Source organism: Lacrimispora struthionigena (assembly GCF_048627165.1).
Taxonomy (GTDB): Bacteria; Bacillota; Clostridia; order Lachnospirales; family Lachnospiraceae; genus Lacrimispora.
In genome coordinates this window covers 2,260,839-2,280,544 of sequence record NZ_JBMBWP010000002.1, presented here as the reverse complement: position 1 = coordinate 2,280,544, position 19,706 = coordinate 2,260,839, and the positions used below count along the sequence as shown (strand labels likewise).

Here is a 19,706-nt window from a genome sequence, read left to right as displayed (position 1 = left end):
CCATGGCTGGAATTCCAAAACCAGACCAGGGCGGTTTTTTTATTCTCCTCCATTCATCCGTTTCACGTAAGCACTGGGCGACATACCCGTATTTTTCTTAAAAATCTGGCTGAAATACTGGGGGTTGTTTCCGCAGCCCACCTTTTCTGCAATCCATTGAATCTGCTCTGCGTGCCCCTCAGCCAGAAGCTGTTTTGCTTTCTGGATTCGCTGGGTAGTCAGGTAATTGGAAAATTTTTGCCGGGTTTCTCTCATAAAACGGGCACTTACATAATCCACATTCATAAATAAGTAGTTATCAGCAATCCATTTTAGTGTCAGGCTTGGATTGTCTAAATTGTTCTCCACATACTGTATGACTTTTTCAATAAACGGACTGTAGGATCTGGTGGTTTCCAAAGAGTCCTCCAGTATCCTGTTTATTTTCTCCATCAGCATATTGCGTATGATTTCCGGATCCGTCTGCTGGTTTAAGGTCAATAAATATTCGGTGGCTACGATTGAAGAGCCATAGCGGTTTCCGGCTGTTAATTTAATTATAATGCGGGAACCTGCCTGCTTTAAAAAATCAGGATTGCTGATATCGTGAAGCGTGTCCTTCAGTTCTTTTAGGCCCATCTGCTGCTCTTTCATATCTGCTTCCATCAAAAGAGTAGTCAGTTGTTCCAGTTTCTCGATCATATTTTTATAGTTACAGATTGGTACTGGTCTTAAACCATTCATAAAATAGATCATACCATACCGTCTGATCTTTGAGGTTAAGGCTTCGATCAGCTGAATCAGATTTGGATAGGTGCTTCTGTGATAATCCAGTGTAATAGACTGATCGTTTAATGCCAGCTGTCTCATAAAATCATCCAGAAGTTCATAGGATACCTGGTGGCTTTCAAAAAACAGTATCAGGGTGTTTTTAACATAGATGCTGTATACGGCAATGCCCGGTGCACTTTCGGTCATGTAGTCATAAATCAGCTGGAGAGCTGTTTCCAGGAAGGGTTCTTCCAGATAATGAAGGTAGCACAGCTCATAACCGGTGTAGCAGAAATCCATAAAGCCGGAATAGACTTCCCAGGCGGGACTTAAACCCTCCTCCATAAAAATTCCTTCGTTAATAATATTTGCCAGCACACTATAATGAAGGTGGCAGGTTAGTGATTTCTGTCTGTCCTGCAGATCTTTAAAGGCACGCCTGTGATAATATTCCTTAATCACATCTTTCATACTCTCAATAATCTGCTCTTCATTGCTTGGCTTTAGCAGGTAATGGTGTACCCGGTATTTCATGGCCTGCTTGGCATATTCAAATTCTCCAAACCCGGAAAGAATAATAAACTGGATATCCATGTCTGTCTGTGAGATCCGCTCAACCAGTTCAAGACCGGAAATTCCCGGCATACGGATGTCGGTCAGAACAATATCAGGGGATTCATCAAGTATCATGTTATAGGCCTCGATGCCATCGCTGCAGCTTCCAATCAGCTCGATTCCCAGACTGTTCCAGTCTATTAAACTGGAAATGGATTCCCGTATCATACGTTCGTCATCTGCAATCATTAATTTCAACAATCTCCATTCTCCTTTCGGGCAAGAGGAAAGGCAAGCCTTGCCACTGCCTGTTCATTTTCATTATAAAGGGTGAGTCCATAATCTTCCCCATAGGTCAGCTGCATCCGCTGCAGAATGTTAAGAAGCCCGATTCCAAAGCCATGGGGACTGATTTGATTGGTCTTCAGCTTTTCTAACAGCTGGTCTTCAAAAGCTGATCCGTTATTTCTTATGTAAACATAAAGAACATCCAAAGACCGTTCTGCCAATATGTGAATAAAACAGCCCTCTGTATTCTCTTCCAGGCCGTATCGTATGGAGTTTTCCACCAATGGCTGCAGAGTGAGTTTTAACACGTAACAGGAGTAAAGATCCTCGGGTACTGTGATTTTATATTCCAGCCGGTCTTCATAACGGAATTTCTGAATGGTCATATAGCACTGTACCAGCTCCAGCTCCCTCCTTAAAGGTACTTCTTTGCTTTTCTGATCCAGAGTAATTCTTAAAAGCGTACCCAGATTTTCAGCCATGGATGAGATATCCTTTGCGCCCACCGATTTGGCTCTCCAGTTGATGGATTCCAGTGTGTTGTAAAGAAAGTGGGGGTTCATCTGGGTTTCCAGGGCTTTTAGCTGTGCTTCCTTTCTTAGAATCTCGTTTAAGTAGCCGTTTTGAATCAGTTCATTTACTTCATTTACCATCTGGTCAAACTGGGTATGAAGGATACCCAGTTCATCGGTTCGCCCAGTATAATCATAGGGAATATCAAGGGACTCTTTCTGGCCGTCAGCGAAGTTCTTCATTTTTAACAGCAGGTTATTAAAATGCCGCATTATGGAGTCAATCAGTGCGGAAGACAGGATGCTGGAAATAATTACTGCAATGACAGTGATAATAAAGGAGAAGCGAAAACTTGTGGTGAGAGAAGCCAGGATGTTGTCATAAGGAATGATACAGACATAATCCCAGTTATAGTTGGATAGAGCCTGTCTTACATAGAAGTAGTTCTTTCCCATGGACTGAAACAGTCCGTAACGGGATAGGAAGATTTTTGAGATCACCGTAGGATCTTTGTCAGTAACGGCAGAAGACTGGTAGATTAAATTATCCCCATCATACAGGATATAATCGGCGGATTCGTAAAGATGGCTGTTATCCGTTGACGAGTCAATCAACTGCTTCATATCAATGTTTATGATCAGGCTGCCGATGGAATCCAGCTTTAAAAACTGGGTGCGGCGGATGTTCTTAACCATAAAAAGTCCGTACTGGTCGCTGTAATCCGTTACGAGAATGGTCTTTCCCTTTGCCTCTTCAGCCCGTGAAATTAAGTCCTTGCGTATGGAATCGGGAAGTTTTTCTTTATTGATAATGTGGGTGTGAATGGAAAAATTACCCTGGTACAGGCTCATGTAGCGGATGTTATTTTTTCTGAAGTTAAAATAGTACTCATTTAACATACCATAGATCGCCTTATAGGCCACGGTGCGTTCCTGGATCTGATCTGTATCCTTTAGGATTCCCAGATTTTTCTGCATGGTACTGTCTGCAAGCACCATATCCGCCATGGTGCTGATCACGTCCAGATGGTTATTTAGTTCCTTGGCGGAAAAAGACAAAGAGGAAGCAACTGTCTGATAAAGCACCTTCTGGTGGGCAACAGAGATCATGCGGATATTAAATATGGAAACAATGGTAAGGAGCAGAATACACAGAAACACTATGGACTGAATCTTCTTCTTTAACGTAAGATTCCGGATAAATGCTTTCATACGTCCTCCTTAACGGGACAGCCCCTGGTCTGATAAACAGATTATATATAAAACGTAACAATAATACAACACAAAACCGTTAAAAATATACAAATTATACAAAAAAACACGGTTTTTTCCACTTTGAACTCGGTTTTCCGCATTTACTGCTTAGTCTTAGAAACGTATAATAAAACTACCTAAGATGAGTTCTTAATTTTAAGGAGGAAGGTATTATGAAGAAAAAAATTGCATTACTGATGTCCTGCTGTATGGCAGCAGCTTCTCTGGCAGGTTGCGGAGGAAGTTCAGCAAGCGCTACCACAGCTGCAACTCAGGCACCTGCAACCACACAGGCGGCCACGACGGCTCCTTCTAAGGAAGCCTCCGGTGGAAGTGGAGATGTAAAACTCACGATGAGCTGGTGGGGGAACCAGGTCAGAAATGAGAGAACACAGGCAGCTTTAGACCTTTATTCCGAACAGAATAAAGGAGTAACCATTGAAGGACAGTTTTCCGAGTGGTCTGATTACTGGAATAAGCTTGCTACATCGGCAGCAGGCCAGTCACTTCCTGATCTGGTTCAGATGGATTACATGTACATAGACCAGTATGTAAAGAACAACTTGTTAGTTGATTTAAAGCCTTATATTGAAAAGGGTGCCCTGGATGTATCCAATATTTCGGAAAACACCATGGCTTCCGGTACTGTAGACGGAGGAGTTTATGCAATCTGTGCAGGTATTAACTCTCCTGCCATGATGTATAACAAGACGTTACTTGATAAGAACGGTATCACTATCAAGGACTATATGACTATTGACGATTTTGAGGCAGTCTGCCGGCAGGTATATGAAAAAACCGGATATAAGACATCAATCGTTTACGGCACAGCCCAGACTTATCTGGACTATTTTATGAGAGCATACGATGTGGTTTTATTTGGTGATAAGAAGATGGGCGGAAAAGCAGAAGATTACATTCCGTTCTTCCAGATGTATGAGACCGGCTTAAAAGAGGGATGGCTCATTGATCCGGGTGTATTTGCAGAAATCTCCATTGGTTCTGTGGAACAGGATCCACTTGTAAATGGTTCCAGCCCCGAAACCATGTCCTGGTGCGCATTTGCAAACTCCAACCAGCTGACAGCAGTCCAGAACGCTGCTCCGGAAGGTGTGACCATTGGCATGACTACCTGGCCATCACCTGATCCCAAGAAGTCCGGCTACTTAAAATCCAGCCAGTTCTTCTCCATTGGTGCTCATACCAAGAATCCGGATGAAGCAGTGAAAGTGTTAGATTATCTGATTAATTCAAGCGATGCAAATAATATTCTTTTAGGCGAAAGAGGCGTTCCTGCATCCAGTAAGATTGCACAGGAGCTTTCACCCAAGATGGATGCCATCAACCAGGAGATCATCCGCTATATCAACGAAGTTGTAACACCTAACAGTTCACCGATCAATCCTCCCCAGCCAGATGGAGCAAGTGAGGTATTTAATCTGTTAAATCAGGTTCAGGAACAGCTTTGCTATGGTACATTTGATTCAAAAGCGGCTGCTGAGGAATTCTTTAACAGTGCCAATAAGATCATGAGCCAGAAATAATTTCCGGTAATATTCGGGGCAGAGAACGCTCTGCCCCGTTTTCAATCAGAGCAGTGATATGTGAACGGAGGGGACGTATATGAAAGAAAAAAAGAGGGAAAGCTTCAGACATTTTATGAACAGGGAAAGTACGGCAGGATTCGTATTCAGCCTTCCGTTTAGCATAGGATTTCTCATGTTCATGGTAGTTCCCATGGGGCTGTCCCTTTATTATTCCTTTTGTGACTACAACATTCTGGCACCGCCAGTCTTTGTAGGAATGAAAAATTACATAAAGATGTTTACGGATGATCCGGTGTTTTTAAAAACCATTGGAGTTACCTTTTATTTTGCATTTGTATCGGTTCCCATGCGTCTGGTATTTGCCCTTATTGTAGCACTTATTCTGTTTAGGACTACAAAAGCTACGGCATTCTACCGCGCGGCCTACTATCTGCCATCTATTATCGGTGGTTCGGTGGCGGTGGCGATTCTCTGGAAGCGTATATTTGCAACCGACGGAGTGATAAATCAGCTGCTTCGGATTATAGGAATAAAGACCAGTTTCCCGTGGCTTGGAAATGTAAATACAGCCATCTGGACCCTGATTATACTGGCTGTCTGGCAGTTTGGTTCTTCCATGCTGATCTTCTTATCATCACTGAAACAGATTCCGGTTACGCTTTATGAAGCCGCAAGAGTGGATGGGGCAAACCGGTTTTCCCAGTTTTTTAAGATCACACTGCCTCTTTTGACTCCCACCATTTTTTTTAACCTGGTTATGCAGACCATCAATGGATTTTTGGCATTTACACAGTGTTTTATTATTACACAGGGGAAACCCCTGAATTCCACTTTGTTCTACACGGTTTATATGTACCAGCAATCCTTTGAGTTTTACAATACCGGTTATGGTGCGGCTCTGGCATGGGTCATGCTGGGAATAATCGGATTGATCACGTTAATCTTATTTGCTACTAAAAAATTCTGGGTCTATACGGAAGGAGTGTAATATTCATGAAAACAAGGAAAAGAATCGGCGGGATTGTCTATCACGTCATTGTCTGCGGCCTTGGTCTGATCATGATTTACCCTCTTGTCTGGATGATCATGAGTTCGTTTAAGGAAAGCAATACTATTTTTATCACAGCAGGTCAGCTGATACCTAAGAAGTTTGTGTTTGCCAATTATGCAACTGGCTGGAGAGGATTTGCAAAAACAGGATTTGCTGTATTTTTAAGAAATTCCATGTTTATTGCTGTTGTTGCAACCCTTGGTACGGTATTTTCCTCTGCTTTTGTGGCATATGGACTGGCCAGATGCAGATTTTTTGGAAGAAAGTTCCTGTTCGTAGCCATGCTTCTTTCCATGATGCTGCCGGCGCAGGTATTAATGATTCCCCAGTATTTATGGTATCAGAAGCTGGGGTGGGTAGGAAGTTACAGACCTCTGATTGTCCCCTATTATTTTGCAATTCAGGGTTTCTTCATCTACCTGATGATTAACTTCATTGACGGAATTCCCAGGGAACTTGATGAAGCGGCTAAGATTGACGGCTGCTCCTACTACGGTATATTTGCAAGAATTATACTGCCCTTAATTACACCGGCTTTAATTACTGCAAGTATTTTCTCGTTCATGTGGAGATGGGATGATTTCCTTTCCGCCCTCCTATACATTAATGAATCTGCAAAGTATCCCGTCAGTCTTGCATTGAAATTGTTCTGTGATCCAGGTTCCTCCTCTGATTACGGAGCCATGTTTGCAATGGCAACACTCTCCATTATGCCTGCAGTTATTATCTTTATCAGCCTGCAGAAGTATCTGGTGGAAGGAATCAGTACATCTGGTTTAAAAGGTTAAAATATGGCAGAGGCAGTACAAAAAACAGCTTTTTTGTGCGCCTCTGTTATTTTTTTTGGTTTAGACCTTTCATTTGTCAGTCTAAATTGATATAATTGGGCAGTTTAGTAGTACAATCTGGTTGAGGCACAGGAAATGGAGGAAATTATGATTTACAATGTATTGGAATTCGGAGCAAAAGGCGATGGGAAAACAAATGACGCCGCAGCAATTCAGAAAGCAATTGACGAATGCACTGGCGCAGGCGGCGGCCGTGTACTCCTTCCCGGCGGATATATCTATAACAGCGGTTCAATTCTTCTTAAATCAAATGTAGAGTTTCATTTAGAGATGGGAGCAGTATTAAAGGCCAGCGATGATTTAAATGATTATTATCCTCTGGCCAACGGCGGAAAGATCGTGGCTCATGAATCCGGTCTTCCATCTTTTTTAAACAGTGAATATAATGGCAGACCATTTCATGCATTTATATACGGTTATGACCAGGAGAATGTGGCAATCACCGGATTTGGCACCATAGATGCCAATGAGGCCATATTTTACGGGGATAATTCCGGTTATCACATTGAAGGAACTTATTATCCAAGAATTCCCCTGATGCTGTTAGAAAAATTTAACCATCTCACCATCCGTGACGTGAAGCTGGTAAACTGCGCATTCTGGACCGTTCATCTGGTGGGATGCAACGATGCATTAATTGAGGGAATCCGCCTTCTTAATAACTTACAGATGGCTAATTCTGACGGCATTGATCCGGATCACTGCACCAATGTACGGATTATCGGCTGCCACATTGAATGCGGCGACGATGCAATTGTATTAAAAAATTCCGGTGACTATAAACAGTACGGTCCCTGTGAGAATATTGTAATCTCAAACTGTACTTTAATCTCCACCAGTGCTGCGATTAAGTTCGGAACAGAAGGGGAAAGTGATTTCAGAAATGTTCTGGTAGAAAACTGTACCATCAGTAAAAGCAACCGTGGTATCTCCATACAGATCAGGGACGGAGGAAATGTTGAAAATGTGGTATTCTCCAATATCACCATTGAAACACGCCGCTTTTCTCATGAGTGGTGGGGAAGGGCAGAACCGATCTGCATCACAGCCCACGACAGAAAGCCGGGTGTAAAGGCCGGAAAAATCAGAAATGTGCGGTTTGAGAATATCAGCTGCAAGGGTGAAAACGGAATCTTTATCCGGGGAAGCGAAGATAACTATATTGAAGACGTGAGTTTTGAAAACATCCACCTCACTCTGGAGAAAAACTCCCGCTGGGAGATTGAGGGATATGATATCCGCCCCTGCCAGGGAGATGGACTGATTCGTACTAAAATATCCGGAATTTATGCGGAGTATGCCAGGGATATCCGGTTTGAGCATGTGAAGATTCAGGTGGCGGAAAGTATGAGACCGTTCTACAAACAGGATGTTACCTTAAGCCACTCACAGGAAATCACAATTTAATCCTCATAAGAAGCAATGGAAATGGCGCAGTTTTGCTCTTTGCAATAGGAGCAGAACGCGTCTTCCGGCATCTTTTCAGTTAAAATATAATCAAATTGATTCATATCTCCATAGGTCATAAGGGATGCCCGGCCAAACTTGGAAGAATCTGCCAGAAGATAATGCTTCTGGCTTTTTTTTAATGCTGCTTTTTTTATGTTATACTCATCGGTTGATGCATTACAGATTCCTGATTCCACGGAAATACCGGTACATGCCATAAATGCACGTACGATGTTATAATCCTCTAAATATTCCACACAGGAGCTGCCAGTCAGAGAAGCGGTATCCCTTTTTAAAGTGCCTGGGAGCACGATTAAGTCAATATTAGGATAATTCATGGATTTGTTAATGACCTGAATGCTGTTTGTTATGACAGTGACTGTATTTAAATGAGTAAGAAAGTCTACAATATTCATGGTAGTGGTTCCACTGTCAATGAATATGATATCTCTGTCCCGTACAAAGGAAGCGGCAAGAGATGCAATTCGCTGCTTGCTTAAAAAATTACGGCTGGCTCTGTCCTGAAATGTGACCAGATCTGGTATTGGTGGAATATTTTCTGAGGCAATTACACCTCCATATACCTTTTCCACAGTTCCTCTTCCCACAAGCACCTCCAGATCCCGGCGCAGCGTGTTTTTGGATATCTGAAATAATTCGCACAGGGTATCGATGGATGCGGATTTGTGCTCCAGTATATATTGCTCTAATTGTTCGATTCGGGAAATTCTCATAGCTTGTACTCCTTATATGGCGGTTCCATTGTTCTGCTGTTATTGACCTATTATATCAGACACAAGCAAAAATATCAAGAAATCACCAATAGATCACCAAATTAAGAAATTTTTTTTTCAGTAGATCTTGACCGTTCTCGATTAAGGTGTTAGAATATAACCAACACATTACAAAAACAAAATCAAAACATACTCATAAAGGGAGGAAGAGAGAGGAAACAGGACATGGGATTAGTAAAAATGAAAGATTTGCTAAATCAGGCATCAGAGCAAAATCGGGCGGTGGGAGCATTCAGTGTTGGGAACTTAGAGATGATAAAAGGTGCGGTAAAGGCAGCTGAAGAAATGAACACTCCCATTATCTTACAGATTGCAGAAGTCCGTCTGCCACATTCCCCGCTGTCACTCATGGGGCCTATGATGGTAGAAGCTGCAAGGAACGCAAAGGTAGAGATTGCAGTTCATTTAGATCACGGCAAGACCATAGGTGTGCTGAGACAGGCTCTGGAATATGGATTTACCTCAGTCATGATGGACGGCTCCACACTTCCCTTTGAAGAGAATATTAACAAAACCTTAGAAGCAGCCTGTCTGGCAAAAGAATATGGGGCCACCGTAGAAGCGGAGCTTGGTCTTGTAGGCGGTAGTGAGGATGGGAGCACAGATGAGGGAATCCGCTGCACCAATCCGGAAGACGCGAGAGTATTTTGTGAAAAGACAGGTGTGGATGCGTTGGCCGTAGCCATTGGCAATGCCCACGGCAATTACCCGGTAGCACCCAGACTGGCCTTTGATGTTTTAAAGGCAATTGATGAAAAGACAGATGTTCCCCTGGTATTACATGGCGGAACCGGAATCACTCCGGAGGACTTCAGAAAGGCAGTTGGACTTGGAATCCGAAAGATCAACATTGCAACAGCCAGCTTTGACAGTCTTACCAGAGAAGCTGAAAAGTATTTGAAATCAGAAGGCAGACATGATTACTTTGGACTGAATGAAGCCATGGTCCAGGGCGTATATGAGAATGTGAAGCAGCATATCAGGATCTTTAACTGTGTAGAGCCGCTATAATATTAACCATTAAATATATAAAACCGCTAAGAAAGGAATGGATAGAAAAATGGGAGAAGTAAAAACATTAAAGTATTTTGTAAACGGTCAGTGGAAGGAATCTAAAACAACGAAGTATACAGATGCCTTTGACCCAAGCACTGGTGAAGTGATTGCGAAAGTACCATGCTGTACTCCGGATGAAGTGGAAGAGGCTGTAGCAGCAGCGAAAGCTGCATTTCCATCCTGGTCAGCAACTCCGGTTATTAAAAGAGTTCAGATTCTTTATAAGCTGAGAGATTTACTGATCGAGCATATGGATGAACTGACCATGCTGGTAGCAAAAGAAAACGGTAAAAACTGGGAAGAAGCTCAGGGTGATGTTCTGAAAGCAAAAGAAGGAACCGAGCAGGCCATCAGCGCTCCGTCACTGATGATGGGAGAAAGCTTAATGGACGCTTCCAGCGGATTTGACACAGTATTATATCGTATGCCTCTGGGCGTATTCGCAGGTATCGTACCATTTAACTTCCCGGCTATGATTCCAATGGGCTGGATGACTCCTATGTGTATCGCATGCGGTAACACCATCGTATTAAAAGCAGCCTCCTTTACTCCTCAGTCCAGCATGCGTATCGCGGAGCTGTACAAAGAAGCAGGACTTCCGGATGGCGTAATTAATATTGTTACCTGCTCCAGAAACGAAGCAGAGATTCTTCTTACACACGATGATGTTAAGGGAATTACCTTCGTAGGTTCTACATCGGTTGGAAAGCACATTTATTCCACAGCTGCAGCAACAGGAAAGAGAGTTCAGGCACTTTGCGAAGCCAAGAACCACGCTCTTGTATTAAAAGATGCTCCTGTTAAACGTGTGGCAGCAGGTATCATCAACTCCACATTTGGCTGTGCTGGTGAAAGATGTATGGCTCTTCCGGTAGTTGTTGTTCAGGAAGAAATTGCGGATGCACTTGTAGCAGAAATCGTAGCTCAGGCTAAGAAGTTAAAAGTGGGACCAGCTTATGATAAAACCACAAATCTTGGACCGGTTATCAATCAGGCACACAAGGATTCTGTTGTAAAATGGATTGAGACAGGAATCGCAGAAGGTGCCAAGGTGGTACTGGACGGCCGTGATGTAGTAGTAGAAGGTTTTGAAAAAGGATTCTACTTAGGGCCAACAATTCTTGATCATGTTACACCTGAAATGAGCGTAGGCGAAAGAGAGATCTTCGGACCGGTACTTTGCATTAAGAGAGTAAAGACCTTCGAGGAAGGACTTGCAGTCATGAATGCCAATCCATATGCCAACGGTTCTGTTATCTTTACACAGAACGGTCGCTATGCAAGAGAGTTTGCAAGACATACAGACGGCGGTATGATCGGTATCAACGTAGGAATTCCGGTTCCGGTTGGTATGTTCCCATTCAACGGCAATAAGCTGTCATTTATCGGAGATCTTCACTGCTTAGGAAAAGATGGTTTCAGATTCTATACAGAGAATAAAGTTGTTACCACCAGATGGTTCGACGAAGAAACGGGAGAGTCCACGGCTGTTAATACCTGGGATGGAACAATCTAAAATTTGTTTTTATTGAAAAAATAGCACGCATACACTTGCGTGCTATTTTTATGTGTGATATGATTGGTGAAGTGAATTGTTAAAGGAGAGAACAGATGGCGGGAACGATTCGGGAAATAGCAGAGCGGGCAGGTGTGTCCAGAGGTACTGTTGACCGCGCGTTAAATAAACGGGGGCGGATTGACAAGGAAGTGGAAGAGCGGATCTTTCAGATTGCAGACGAAATCGGTTACGTGCCGAAAAAAGATAAGACGGCAGTAAAAAAGGAATCGGTTAAAATCGGCATTGTAACCCAGCTGGCTAAATCGTCATTTATGATTCCCATCAGAAAAGGGTTAGAAGATGCACAAAAGGAATTGAAAAAAAGAGGAATTGTCTTTGTAATGGAAGAATGTGTCACGGTAAGTGAGGAAGAGCAGCTTGCAGCCATTGAAAGACTGGAAAAAAACAAGGTGTCAGGCATTGCGATCATGCCTGTGGAGTGTGATAAAATAAGGGATAAGATCAATTCCCTGATTGAGCAGGGGATCTCGGTCGTAACGTTTAATACGGATATTGTAGGGACAAAACGAAGCTGTTTTGTAGGCCAGGACAACAAACGGAGCGGACGCACAGCGGCCGGGCTTATGGGAATGCTCACCGGCGGACAGGGAAAGATTCTCGCTATTACAGGATATTTTGGGAATAGTGTTAACAGCATGCGTGTGGACGGGTTTGTGGATGAGATAAAGAGGACATTTCCGGGGCTTGAGCTTGTAGGAGTACAAAGCAGCTTTGATGAAAAGGAAGAGGTGGAAAAAATCCTTGTCAACACCCTGACTGCTTATCCGGATCTCCAGGGTGCGGTGATATTCTCAGGAGGCCAGGGGGGCGTAAAAAAGGCGTTTGATGAGCTTAAGCTGGATAAAAAACCCCATATTATTATCTATGATCTGACCACGGGAAATATCAAAGCTCTGGAAGAAGGAATAGCGGATTTTCTCATTGACCAGAACGGTTATACACAAGGGTACCGCGCCCTGTTCATCCTAACGGATATCATGCAGGCTGGGAGCAGAAAAGAGCAGGAATTTTTTTACACGGATATTATTATTAAAACAAAATACAATATTTAAAATCACCATGGAATCAGGGGTCTGTTCAGAGTAAAAAACAGGTCCTGATTTTTTTTATTAACTAAGCGAAATTACTTGCACGCGGACTGCGTGCGTGGTATAATGTAGGCACATGAGATGAGCGAAAAAGCACGCAAACAGATGGGAGAGGTGTAACGATGGAATATATAAAATTTAACGAAGCCAGAGAGCTTGATTTAATACTTCTTGGCAGAGTGGCCATTGATTTTAACCCTGCTTACAATGAGCAGGTGAAGGAAGAGTTTAAGCCGCTAAAAAAGGTTCACATGTTTGAAAAATTTGTGGGCGGTTCTCCTGCCAACATTGCCGTAGGCGTGACAAGACATGGTATGAAAGCTGGTTTTCTTGGAAAAGTATCAGATGACCAGTTCGGGGAATTTGTAGTGGATTATTTTAATGAACAGGGAATTGATACCTCCCACATTACAAAATGTAAAAACGGAGAAAAACTGGGACTTACTTTTACAGAGATGCTGTCCTCAAGCGAAAGCAGCATTCTGATGTATAGAAACTGCATTGCTGATTTACAGCTGAGTGTGGAAGACATCGACGAGGAATACATTAAAAAGGCGAAAGCAATTTTAATATCAGGTACTGCACTTGCCGAGAGCCCATCAAGAGAAGCGGCTCTTAAGGCTGTGATGCTGGCTAAGAGAAACGATGTAAGAATTATATTTGACATTGATTACAGGGCATATAACTGGAAAAATACAGATGAGTTATCCATTTACTACTCAACTGTTGCAAAAGAAGCGGATATTATTATGGGATCAAGAGAAGAATTTGATCTGACAGAAAAGCTGATTAAACCTGGTATGACAGATGAAGAAAGTGCCGCTTTATGGCAGGGATATCATGCAGCAATCGTAGTAATCAAGCATGGTATGAAGGGATCAACCGCATATACCCGCGACGGTCAGTCATTTTCCATTAAACCGTTCCCGGTAGAGGCGAGAAAGGGCTTTGGAGGCGGAGACGGATATGGTTCCGGTTTCCTATATGGTCTGTATCAGGGCTGGGATATTATTGACTGCCTGGAATTTGGTTCTGCAGAAGCGTCCATGATGGTAAAGAGCAATAACTGCTCAGACTCCCTTCCCACACCAGAGGAAGTGCATGCATTTATAAAAGAGGAAAAGGAAAAATTCGGTGAGATGATCGCCCGTGTATAAAATATAAAGGAGAGCGGAACATGTCAAAAACAATAAGAATGACAACAGCACAGGCACTAGTAAAGTTCCTGGATAACCAGTATGTTTCAGTGGATGGAACAGAAATTAAGTTTGTTGAAGGCTTTTTTACAATCTTCGGACATGGAATTGCAGTTGGTCTGGGAGAGGCATTGGACACGAATCCGGGACAGCTTCGGGTTCTTCAGGGAAGAAACGAGCAGGGGATGTGTCATACAGCCATTGCATTTGCCAAACAGAACCAGCGAAGAAGAATTATTCCCTGTGCTTCCTCAGTAGGACCTGGCGCTGCCAATATGGTGACAGCCTGCGCCACTGCTACCGTCAACAACATTCCGCTGCTGGTATTTCCTGCGGACACCTTCGCATCCAGACAGCCTGATCCGGTACTTCAGCAGTTAGAGCAGAGCAGCAGCCTTGCAACGACTACCAATGATGCATTTAAACCGGTATGCAAGTACTGGGACAGAATTACCAGACCAGAGATGATTATGAGCGCTTTAATTAATGCAATGCGTGTGCTCACAGATCCGGCAGAGACGGGAGCCTGCTGTATTTCCCTCTGTCAGGATGTAGAGGGAGAATCCTTTGATTATCCGGAGTATTTCTTTAAGAAACGGGTTCATAAGATTACAAGACCTGTGGCAGTGGAAGAAGAACTGGAAGAGATTGCTGACATCATTGCAGAAGCAAAGAAACCCATTGTGATTGTGGGCGGAGGAGTTCGTTACTCAGATGCAGGAGAAGTGGTAGAACAATTCTGTGAAGAATTTAAGATTCCATTTGGAGAGAGCCAGGCTGGAAAGAGCGCCTGCAAATCAAGCCATCCGTACTGTCTTGGAGGAATCGGAGTGACCGGTACTTATGCCTCCAATGTCATTGCAAAGGATGCAGATGTGGTAATCGCCATTGGAACCAGACTCAGCGATTTTACCACCAGCTCCAAGTGGCTGTTTAAAAGAGAAAATGTGAAATTTGTTACCATAAATAACAGCAGATTTCATGCCTATAAGATGGATGCATCCATGGCAGTGGGAGATGCAAAAGTTACCGTAGAGGCACTGACGGAAAAGCTGAGAGAAAAACAGTATGTATCCCAGTACCGCAATGAGATCACAGACGCAAAGAAAAAGTGGGATGAAGAGATGGTTCGCCTGGGCAGCATTGAGTATACAGGAGATGATTTCGAACCCATTATCAAAGCAAGAGATCCCAGAACAATTCCGGAATTTGTCCGTCTGACCAATGGTAAGATCACCCAGACCGCAGCACTGGCAGCAATCAGAAGAGTAATCGATGCAGATGCCACAATTATTACGGCAGGAGGTTCCCTTCCAAGCTGTATGCAGCGTATGTGGACCACTGACAAGCGGGGCGGATATCACGCTGAGTATGGATATTCCTGTATGGGATATGAAGTGGCAGCAACTCTGGGCGTCAAATTTGCAGAGCCGGAACATGAGGTTTACTGCGTAGTCGGCGATTCCAGTTTTCAGATGCTGCACAGTGAAATTATGACTATTATGCAGGAAAGACAAAAAGTCAATATCCTCATCTTTGATAACTGCGGCTTTGGCTGTATCAACAACCTGGAGATGAACCACGGAATTGGAAGCCTTGCAACAGAGTACCGCTATACAGACGGGAAAAAACCAACCGGCGATTTAATCCCTGTAGACTATGCAAAGGTGGGAGAAGGTTATGGATTAAAGACTTATACCTGCCGTACCATTGCAGAACTGGAAGATGCATTAAAGGATGCCAAGAGCCAGGAGAGAGCCTGCCTGTTTGACTTAAAGGTAATTCCAAAGACCATGTCCGACGGATATGAATCCTGGTGGAATGTGGGACTTGCTGATACGTCTGAAAAAACCAGCGTAAACGAAGCGTTTGGAAGAGTCATGGAAGGCAGAAACGCAGCAAGAAAGTATTAAACGGCCGGACATGACCGGAAAGGAAGAAAATATGAGTCAGGTATTCGGATATCCGGAATTTGATGAGTCCGGAGAAAAGATTTTAACAACTTATACCAATGAGTATAAGGAGATGAACATGGACATTCGTGTTTACCGCATGAAAGCTGGGGAAACCAGAACCTTTTTAAAAGAAGAAGAGGAAACAGCTGTGCTTCTTCTAAAGGGAAAGATCGTATACCGTGGCGGCAGTGTGGAACAGGAAGCCTCAAGAATTGATGTTTTTACGGAGGGACCATGGTGTCTGCATGGCTGTGCAGGAACAGAGATTTCCGTGGAAGCAAAAGAGGATTCAGAAATTTTAGTCCAGTCAGCAGAAAATAAGAGAACCTTTGAAGCAAAACTGTATCAGCCCGAAGATGCGCCATGGAAGTATTCTTCTGTGGGCAAGTTTGGTAATGTGGCAAAACGGCGGGTGAATACGATTTTTGATATAGAGATCGCTCCTTACTCCAATATGGTTTTAGGAGAGGTTTTAAATGACCGGGGAAACTGGTCCGGTTATCTTCCTCACAGACATCCACAGCCGGAGACCTACTATTTCCTTTTTGACCACCCGGAAGGATTCGGTGCAAGCTTTGTAGGCGACCAGGTATTTAAAAGCACAGACGGAAGCTTTTCCGCAATTCCGGGAGGGGAACTCCATCCCCAGGCAGTGGCTCCGGGATACCAGATGTATACCTGTTGGATGATCCGCCATCTGGAGGGCAATCCATGGAATCAGACTGACCGTAACGAAGATGAACGATACGTGTGGCTGCATGATGCGGAGTTTTAAATAACACAGGGGTTAATCGCCGCGAAACCAGCGGTATAAAAATATGATAAGACAGGGAAGGGAAGCAAAAATGTTAAACAAGGAGAAAGTTAAATTAGGAATTGCACCAATTGCATGGACAAACGATGATCTTCCGGATTTAGGTAAGGAGAATACCTTCGAGCAGTGTGTCAGCGAAATGGCACTTGCAGGATTTACCGGTTCTGAAGTGGGTAATAAATACCCCAAAGATCCGGAGGTTTTAAAGAAGGCTCTGGAATTAAGAGGGGTTGAGATCTGCAATGCATGGTTTTCCACATTCTTAATCAGCAAACCTTACGAGGAGACTGAGGCTGAGTTTGAGAAACATGTAGCTTTCTTAGCTGCCATGGGCGCAAAGGTAGTAGGTGTTTCCGAGCAGAGCTACAGCACACAGGGAATTCAGGACCAGCCGGTTTTCGAAGGAAAGCATGAGATGGACGACAGAGAATGGGATCTTCTGTGCACAGGCTTAAACCGTCTTGGCAAGCTGTCCAAAGAAAAATACGGTGTGGCATTAACATTCCACCATCATATGGGAACCGTAGTTCAGTCAGCTGCAGAGACAGACCGCATGATGGAACATACAGATCCGGAATACGTAAGCCTTCTTTTTGACAGCGGCCACTTTGCTTACTGCGGAGAGAATCCGGTTGAGATGGTAACAAAGCACATCAAGCGTATTAAACATGTACATTTAAAAGATATTCGTCCGGAAGTTGTAAAACAGGTGAGAGAAGAGAAGATGAGCTTCTTAGCAGGCGTACGTGCAGGCGCATTCACCATTCCAGGCGATGGTTGTGTAGATTTTGAGCCGATCTTCAAGGTGCTGGAAGATGCAGCTTATGAGGGATATATGGTAGTGGAAGCAGAGCAGGATCCGGCTAAGGCTAATCCGTTAGAGTATGCAATCCGTGCAAGAAAGTTTATTGCTGAGAAAACAGGTCTTTAATTTAAAGGATAAAAGGAGAAGAATATTATGGTAACCGTAGGAATTATCGGAGCAGGCAGAATCGGAAAGGTTCATACCGCAAGCATCTGCAATATCGTTAAGAACGCAACAATTAAGACAATCGCTGACCCATTTATGAACGAAGAAACAGCAAACTGGGCAAAGAGCATGGGTGTATCCAATACAACCAAGGATTATAAAGAAATTCTGGCAGATCCGGAGATCGATGCAGTTTTAATCTGCTCCTCTACAAACACTCATTCTCCTATCTCTGTAGAAGCAATTAAGGCTGGAAAGCATGTATTCTGCGAAAAGCCAATTGATCATGACGTAGAGAAGATCAAAGAGGTAATTGATGCATTAAAGGATAGTAAGGTTAAATATCAGGTAGGCTTTAACCGCCGCTTTGACCACAACTTTGAAGCAGTGAGAAATGCAGTTGCAGCAGGAAAAATTGGCGATCCCCATATCATCAAAGTTACCTCCAGAGATCCTGAGCCACCCAGCGCAGAATATGCAGCAGTATCCGGCGGTATGTTCCTTGATATGACCATTCATGATTTTGATATGGTACGTTACCTGGCTGGATGTGATGCAGAAGAGATCTATGTACAGTCTGCAGTTTTAGTTGATCCAGCAATTGGAGAAGCTGGCGATGTGGATACTGCTGTAATCACAATCAAGATGGAGAATGGCGCAATTGCTGTAATCGACAACTCCAGAAAAGCAGCTTACGGCTATGACCAGAGAGCAGAAGTATTCGGCTCCAAGGGTATGGTTGCAACTACAAACGACACAGAATCCAGTGCAGTTTTAAGCACTGCTGACGGTGTGACTGGCGAGAAACCTCTTTACTTCTTCTTAGAGCGTTATATGCAGTCCTTTGCAAAAGAAGTGAACTGCTTTATCCAGGCCATTGAGAATGATACAGACACTCCTCTTGGCGTATTAGATGGTTTAAAACCGGTATTAATGGGAATCGCAGCTAAGAAATCTGTGAAAGAGCACAGACCGGTTAGAATCTCCGAAATTACAATGTAAGACAAAGGACCTGCCTCTTAAGGCATGTTCATAAGGATACTTTCTGCACCTACTAATGAATGGTGGTATTTAGCGGACAGTTAAAGCTGTCCGCTTTTGTTTTGCCTAGATTACAAGCCTTAGCTCATCGTTATTCTCAGCAATAAATTCATAATCAAGTTCTGATATATCATTTTCCTTAGTGACATCATCAAGTATTCCAATGTCACGATAGTAGATCCAGACGCATTGTTCAGCAGTTCTTGAATATCTTTCAGCCTTTTCACCCACTACAATCTTGTCTATAAAAAGGTGTAATAATACTGACGTCACTTCTGTGATGTCAGTATACCGTTTCGCTTTTTCAATAACAATTCGACATGAGCAGTATGGCAATTCCAAGTTCATCTGCAATATTTTTTAAAACAGATAAATCACTATAATCACTAGCATAGCTATTGTCAATAGCAGACCCACGAATCATTTGAAGGGTGTTGATAATAATCAGAACACAGTTTGGATGCTCATCTACAAAAGTTCTGATCCGCTCATCTAATTCTTCTAATTCACCGCCAAGTGTTGCTTGCTCTGTACAGAAATTAACTGCCGCTTAAGCTTCATCTGTAATTTCAAACAGTCGATTTTGAATTCGAATTTGGCTGTCCTCAAAGCAGAGTTACAAAGTATCTCCTTGCTTTACTTTATTGCCCATATTTTTTCGCCTTTTGAAACAGTAACAGCAAGCCAACTTTTACCCACTTTTGGTGACCCCGCATTTTCAATGACAAATTCAAGCGGCTAAAGTGGCATGGTCATAAGTGTTTGACCATCAATGGTGTTGAATCGTTTTTTCATTTTTGTGATTCCTCCTTTGAATTTTTCTTTATAAAGTTGAGAGAAGCCCATACTGTATAGCCAACAAGAAAGCAATTTTGACAACCTGTTTTGAAAAAAAGTGCCTTTACTTATTTCGTCGACGAAACGAGTGGTTGGTTCCAAAAAAGTGCCCCTCACTACTT

16 protein-coding genes are annotated in these 19,706 nt (G+C 43.2%); 12 read left to right on the top strand and 4 right to left on the bottom strand.

All coding sequences use genetic code 11. The features are described 5' to 3' along the window. Positions 1–39 precede the first annotated feature (39 nt). Together ACOAOT_RS19625 and ACOAOT_RS19620 are read right to left on the bottom strand one after the other, a co-directional pair. Positions 40–1,566: a response regulator transcription factor gene (locus tag ACOAOT_RS19625; protein ID WP_420218521.1), complete on the bottom strand. Its 1,527-nt coding sequence runs from the start codon at positions 1,564–1,566 to the stop codon at positions 40–42. After that, a complete protein-coding gene (locus tag ACOAOT_RS19620) occupies positions 1,560–3,317 on the bottom strand; it encodes a sensor histidine kinase (protein WP_420218520.1) in 1,758 nt (585 codons plus the stop codon). Before ACOAOT_RS19620 ends, ACOAOT_RS19625 begins: the two co-directional genes overlap by 7 nt. 215 nt (positions 3,318–3,532) lie before the next feature. Here ACOAOT_RS19620 and ACOAOT_RS19615 point away from each other — a divergent pair, with 215 nt between their 5' ends. The 4 genes from ACOAOT_RS19615 (at position 3,533) to ACOAOT_RS19600 (ending at position 8,212) form a co-directional block, all read left to right on the top strand. Then, complete coding sequence (locus tag ACOAOT_RS19615) at positions 3,533–4,903, top strand: ABC transporter substrate-binding protein (RefSeq protein ID WP_420218519.1); 1,371 nt, start codon at positions 3,533–3,535, stop codon at positions 4,901–4,903. Positions 4,904–4,982: 79 nt separating this feature from the next. Next, on the top strand, positions 4,983–5,894 hold the full coding sequence (locus ACOAOT_RS19610) for a carbohydrate ABC transporter permease (protein ID WP_420218518.1): 912 nt from the start codon (positions 4,983–4,985) through the stop codon (positions 5,892–5,894). Between the two features lie 5 nt (positions 5,895–5,899). Continuing rightward, positions 5,900–6,745, top strand: a complete 846-nt coding sequence (locus ACOAOT_RS19605; protein WP_420218517.1) for a carbohydrate ABC transporter permease — start codon at positions 5,900–5,902, stop codon at positions 6,743–6,745. Positions 6,746–6,892: 147 nt separating this feature from the next. Continuing rightward, positions 6,893–8,212: a glycoside hydrolase family 28 protein gene (locus ACOAOT_RS19600; protein ID WP_420218516.1), complete on the top strand. Its 1,320-nt coding sequence runs from the start codon at positions 6,893–6,895 to the stop codon at positions 8,210–8,212. On the opposite strand, the gene ACOAOT_RS19595 is transcribed toward ACOAOT_RS19600, so the two are convergent. Further along, positions 8,209–8,988 carry a DeoR/GlpR family DNA-binding transcription regulator gene (locus ACOAOT_RS19595; RefSeq protein WP_349671927.1) on the bottom strand — a complete coding sequence of 260 codons (780 nt, stop codon included), beginning with the start codon at positions 8,986–8,988 and terminating at the stop codon, positions 8,209–8,211. The two genes, ACOAOT_RS19600 and ACOAOT_RS19595, sit on opposite strands and share 4 nt — an antisense overlap. A gap of 225 nt (positions 8,989–9,213) precedes the next feature. Here ACOAOT_RS19595 and ACOAOT_RS19590 point away from each other — a divergent pair, with 225 nt between their 5' ends. The 8 genes from ACOAOT_RS19590 (at position 9,214) to iolG (ending at position 18,708) form a co-directional block, all read left to right on the top strand. Next, on the top strand, positions 9,214–10,059 hold the full coding sequence (locus ACOAOT_RS19590) for a class II fructose-bisphosphate aldolase (protein ID WP_420218515.1): 846 nt from the start codon (positions 9,214–9,216) through the stop codon (positions 10,057–10,059). A 49-nt stretch (positions 10,060–10,108) separates the two neighbouring features. Continuing rightward, positions 10,109–11,620, top strand: coding sequence for a CoA-acylating methylmalonate-semialdehyde dehydrogenase (locus ACOAOT_RS19585; RefSeq protein WP_420218514.1), 1,512 nt, complete (start codon positions 10,109–10,111; stop codon positions 11,618–11,620). Positions 11,621–11,715: 95 nt separating this feature from the next. Further along, positions 11,716–12,735: a LacI family DNA-binding transcriptional regulator gene (locus ACOAOT_RS19580; protein ID WP_420218513.1), complete on the top strand. Its 1,020-nt coding sequence runs from the start codon at positions 11,716–11,718 to the stop codon at positions 12,733–12,735. A 158-nt stretch (positions 12,736–12,893) separates the two neighbouring features. Further along, positions 12,894–13,928, top strand: coding sequence for a 5-dehydro-2-deoxygluconokinase (iolC, locus tag ACOAOT_RS19575; RefSeq protein ID WP_104433861.1), 1,035 nt, complete (start codon positions 12,894–12,896; stop codon positions 13,926–13,928). Positions 13,929–13,948: 20 nt separating this feature from the next. Then, positions 13,949–15,880, top strand: a complete 1,932-nt coding sequence (iolD, locus tag ACOAOT_RS19570; RefSeq protein ID WP_420218512.1) for a 3D-(3,5/4)-trihydroxycyclohexane-1,2-dione acylhydrolase (decyclizing) — start codon at positions 13,949–13,951, stop codon at positions 15,878–15,880. A gap of 31 nt (positions 15,881–15,911) precedes the next feature. Then, positions 15,912–16,697, top strand: a complete 786-nt coding sequence (locus ACOAOT_RS19565) for a 5-deoxy-glucuronate isomerase (RefSeq protein WP_420218511.1) — start codon at positions 15,912–15,914, stop codon at positions 16,695–16,697. 70 nt (positions 16,698–16,767) lie between these two features. After that, positions 16,768–17,667, top strand: a complete 900-nt coding sequence (iolE, locus tag ACOAOT_RS19560) for a myo-inosose-2 dehydratase (RefSeq protein ID WP_420218510.1) — start codon at positions 16,768–16,770, stop codon at positions 17,665–17,667. 27 nt (positions 17,668–17,694) lie between these two features. Next, positions 17,695–18,708 (top strand): inositol 2-dehydrogenase, encoded by a 1,014-nt coding sequence (gene iolG, locus ACOAOT_RS19555; protein ID WP_420218509.1) that lies wholly within the window; start codon positions 17,695–17,697, stop codon positions 18,706–18,708. Positions 18,709–18,813: 105 nt separating this feature from the next. On the opposite strand, the gene ACOAOT_RS19550 is transcribed toward iolG, so the two are convergent. Further along, a complete protein-coding gene (locus ACOAOT_RS19550) occupies positions 18,814–19,083 on the bottom strand; it encodes a DUF4368 domain-containing protein (protein ID WP_420218508.1) in 270 nt (89 codons plus the stop codon). Positions 19,084–19,706: the final 623 nt, after the last annotated feature.

What these genes read in the sequence shown, in the direction of transcription:
- ACOAOT_RS19605 (WP_420218517.1), top strand. Translation starts at nt 5,900, where the DNA reads ATGAAAACAAGGAAAAGAATCGGCGGGATTGTCTATCACGTCATTGTC.
- iolG (WP_420218509.1), top strand. Translation starts at nt 17,695, where the DNA reads ATGGTAACCGTAGGAATTATCGGAGCAGGCAGAATCGGAAAGGTTCAT.
- ACOAOT_RS19595 (WP_349671927.1), bottom strand. Translation starts at nt 8,988, where the DNA reads ATGAGAATTTCCCGAATCGAACAATTAGAGCAATATATACTGGAGCAC.
- ACOAOT_RS19590 (WP_420218515.1), top strand. Translation starts at nt 9,214, where the DNA reads ATGGGATTAGTAAAAATGAAAGATTTGCTAAATCAGGCATCAGAGCAA.
- ACOAOT_RS19580 (WP_420218513.1), top strand. Translation starts at nt 11,716, where the DNA reads ATGGCGGGAACGATTCGGGAAATAGCAGAGCGGGCAGGTGTGTCCAGA.
- ACOAOT_RS19585 (WP_420218514.1), top strand. Translation starts at nt 10,109, where the DNA reads ATGGGAGAAGTAAAAACATTAAAGTATTTTGTAAACGGTCAGTGGAAG.
- ACOAOT_RS19610 (WP_420218518.1), top strand. Translation starts at nt 4,983, where the DNA reads ATGAAAGAAAAAAAGAGGGAAAGCTTCAGACATTTTATGAACAGGGAA.
- ACOAOT_RS19615 (WP_420218519.1), top strand. Translation starts at nt 3,533, where the DNA reads ATGAAGAAAAAAATTGCATTACTGATGTCCTGCTGTATGGCAGCAGCT.
- iolE (WP_420218510.1), top strand. Translation starts at nt 16,768, where the DNA reads ATGTTAAACAAGGAGAAAGTTAAATTAGGAATTGCACCAATTGCATGG.
- ACOAOT_RS19600 (WP_420218516.1), top strand. Translation starts at nt 6,893, where the DNA reads ATGATTTACAATGTATTGGAATTCGGAGCAAAAGGCGATGGGAAAACA.
- iolD (WP_420218512.1), top strand. Translation starts at nt 13,949, where the DNA reads ATGTCAAAAACAATAAGAATGACAACAGCACAGGCACTAGTAAAGTTC.
- ACOAOT_RS19620 (WP_420218520.1), bottom strand. Translation starts at nt 3,317, where the DNA reads ATGAAAGCATTTATCCGGAATCTTACGTTAAAGAAGAAGATTCAGTCC.
- ACOAOT_RS19565 (WP_420218511.1), top strand. Translation starts at nt 15,912, where the DNA reads ATGAGTCAGGTATTCGGATATCCGGAATTTGATGAGTCCGGAGAAAAG.
- iolC (WP_104433861.1), top strand. Translation starts at nt 12,894, where the DNA reads ATGGAATATATAAAATTTAACGAAGCCAGAGAGCTTGATTTAATACTT.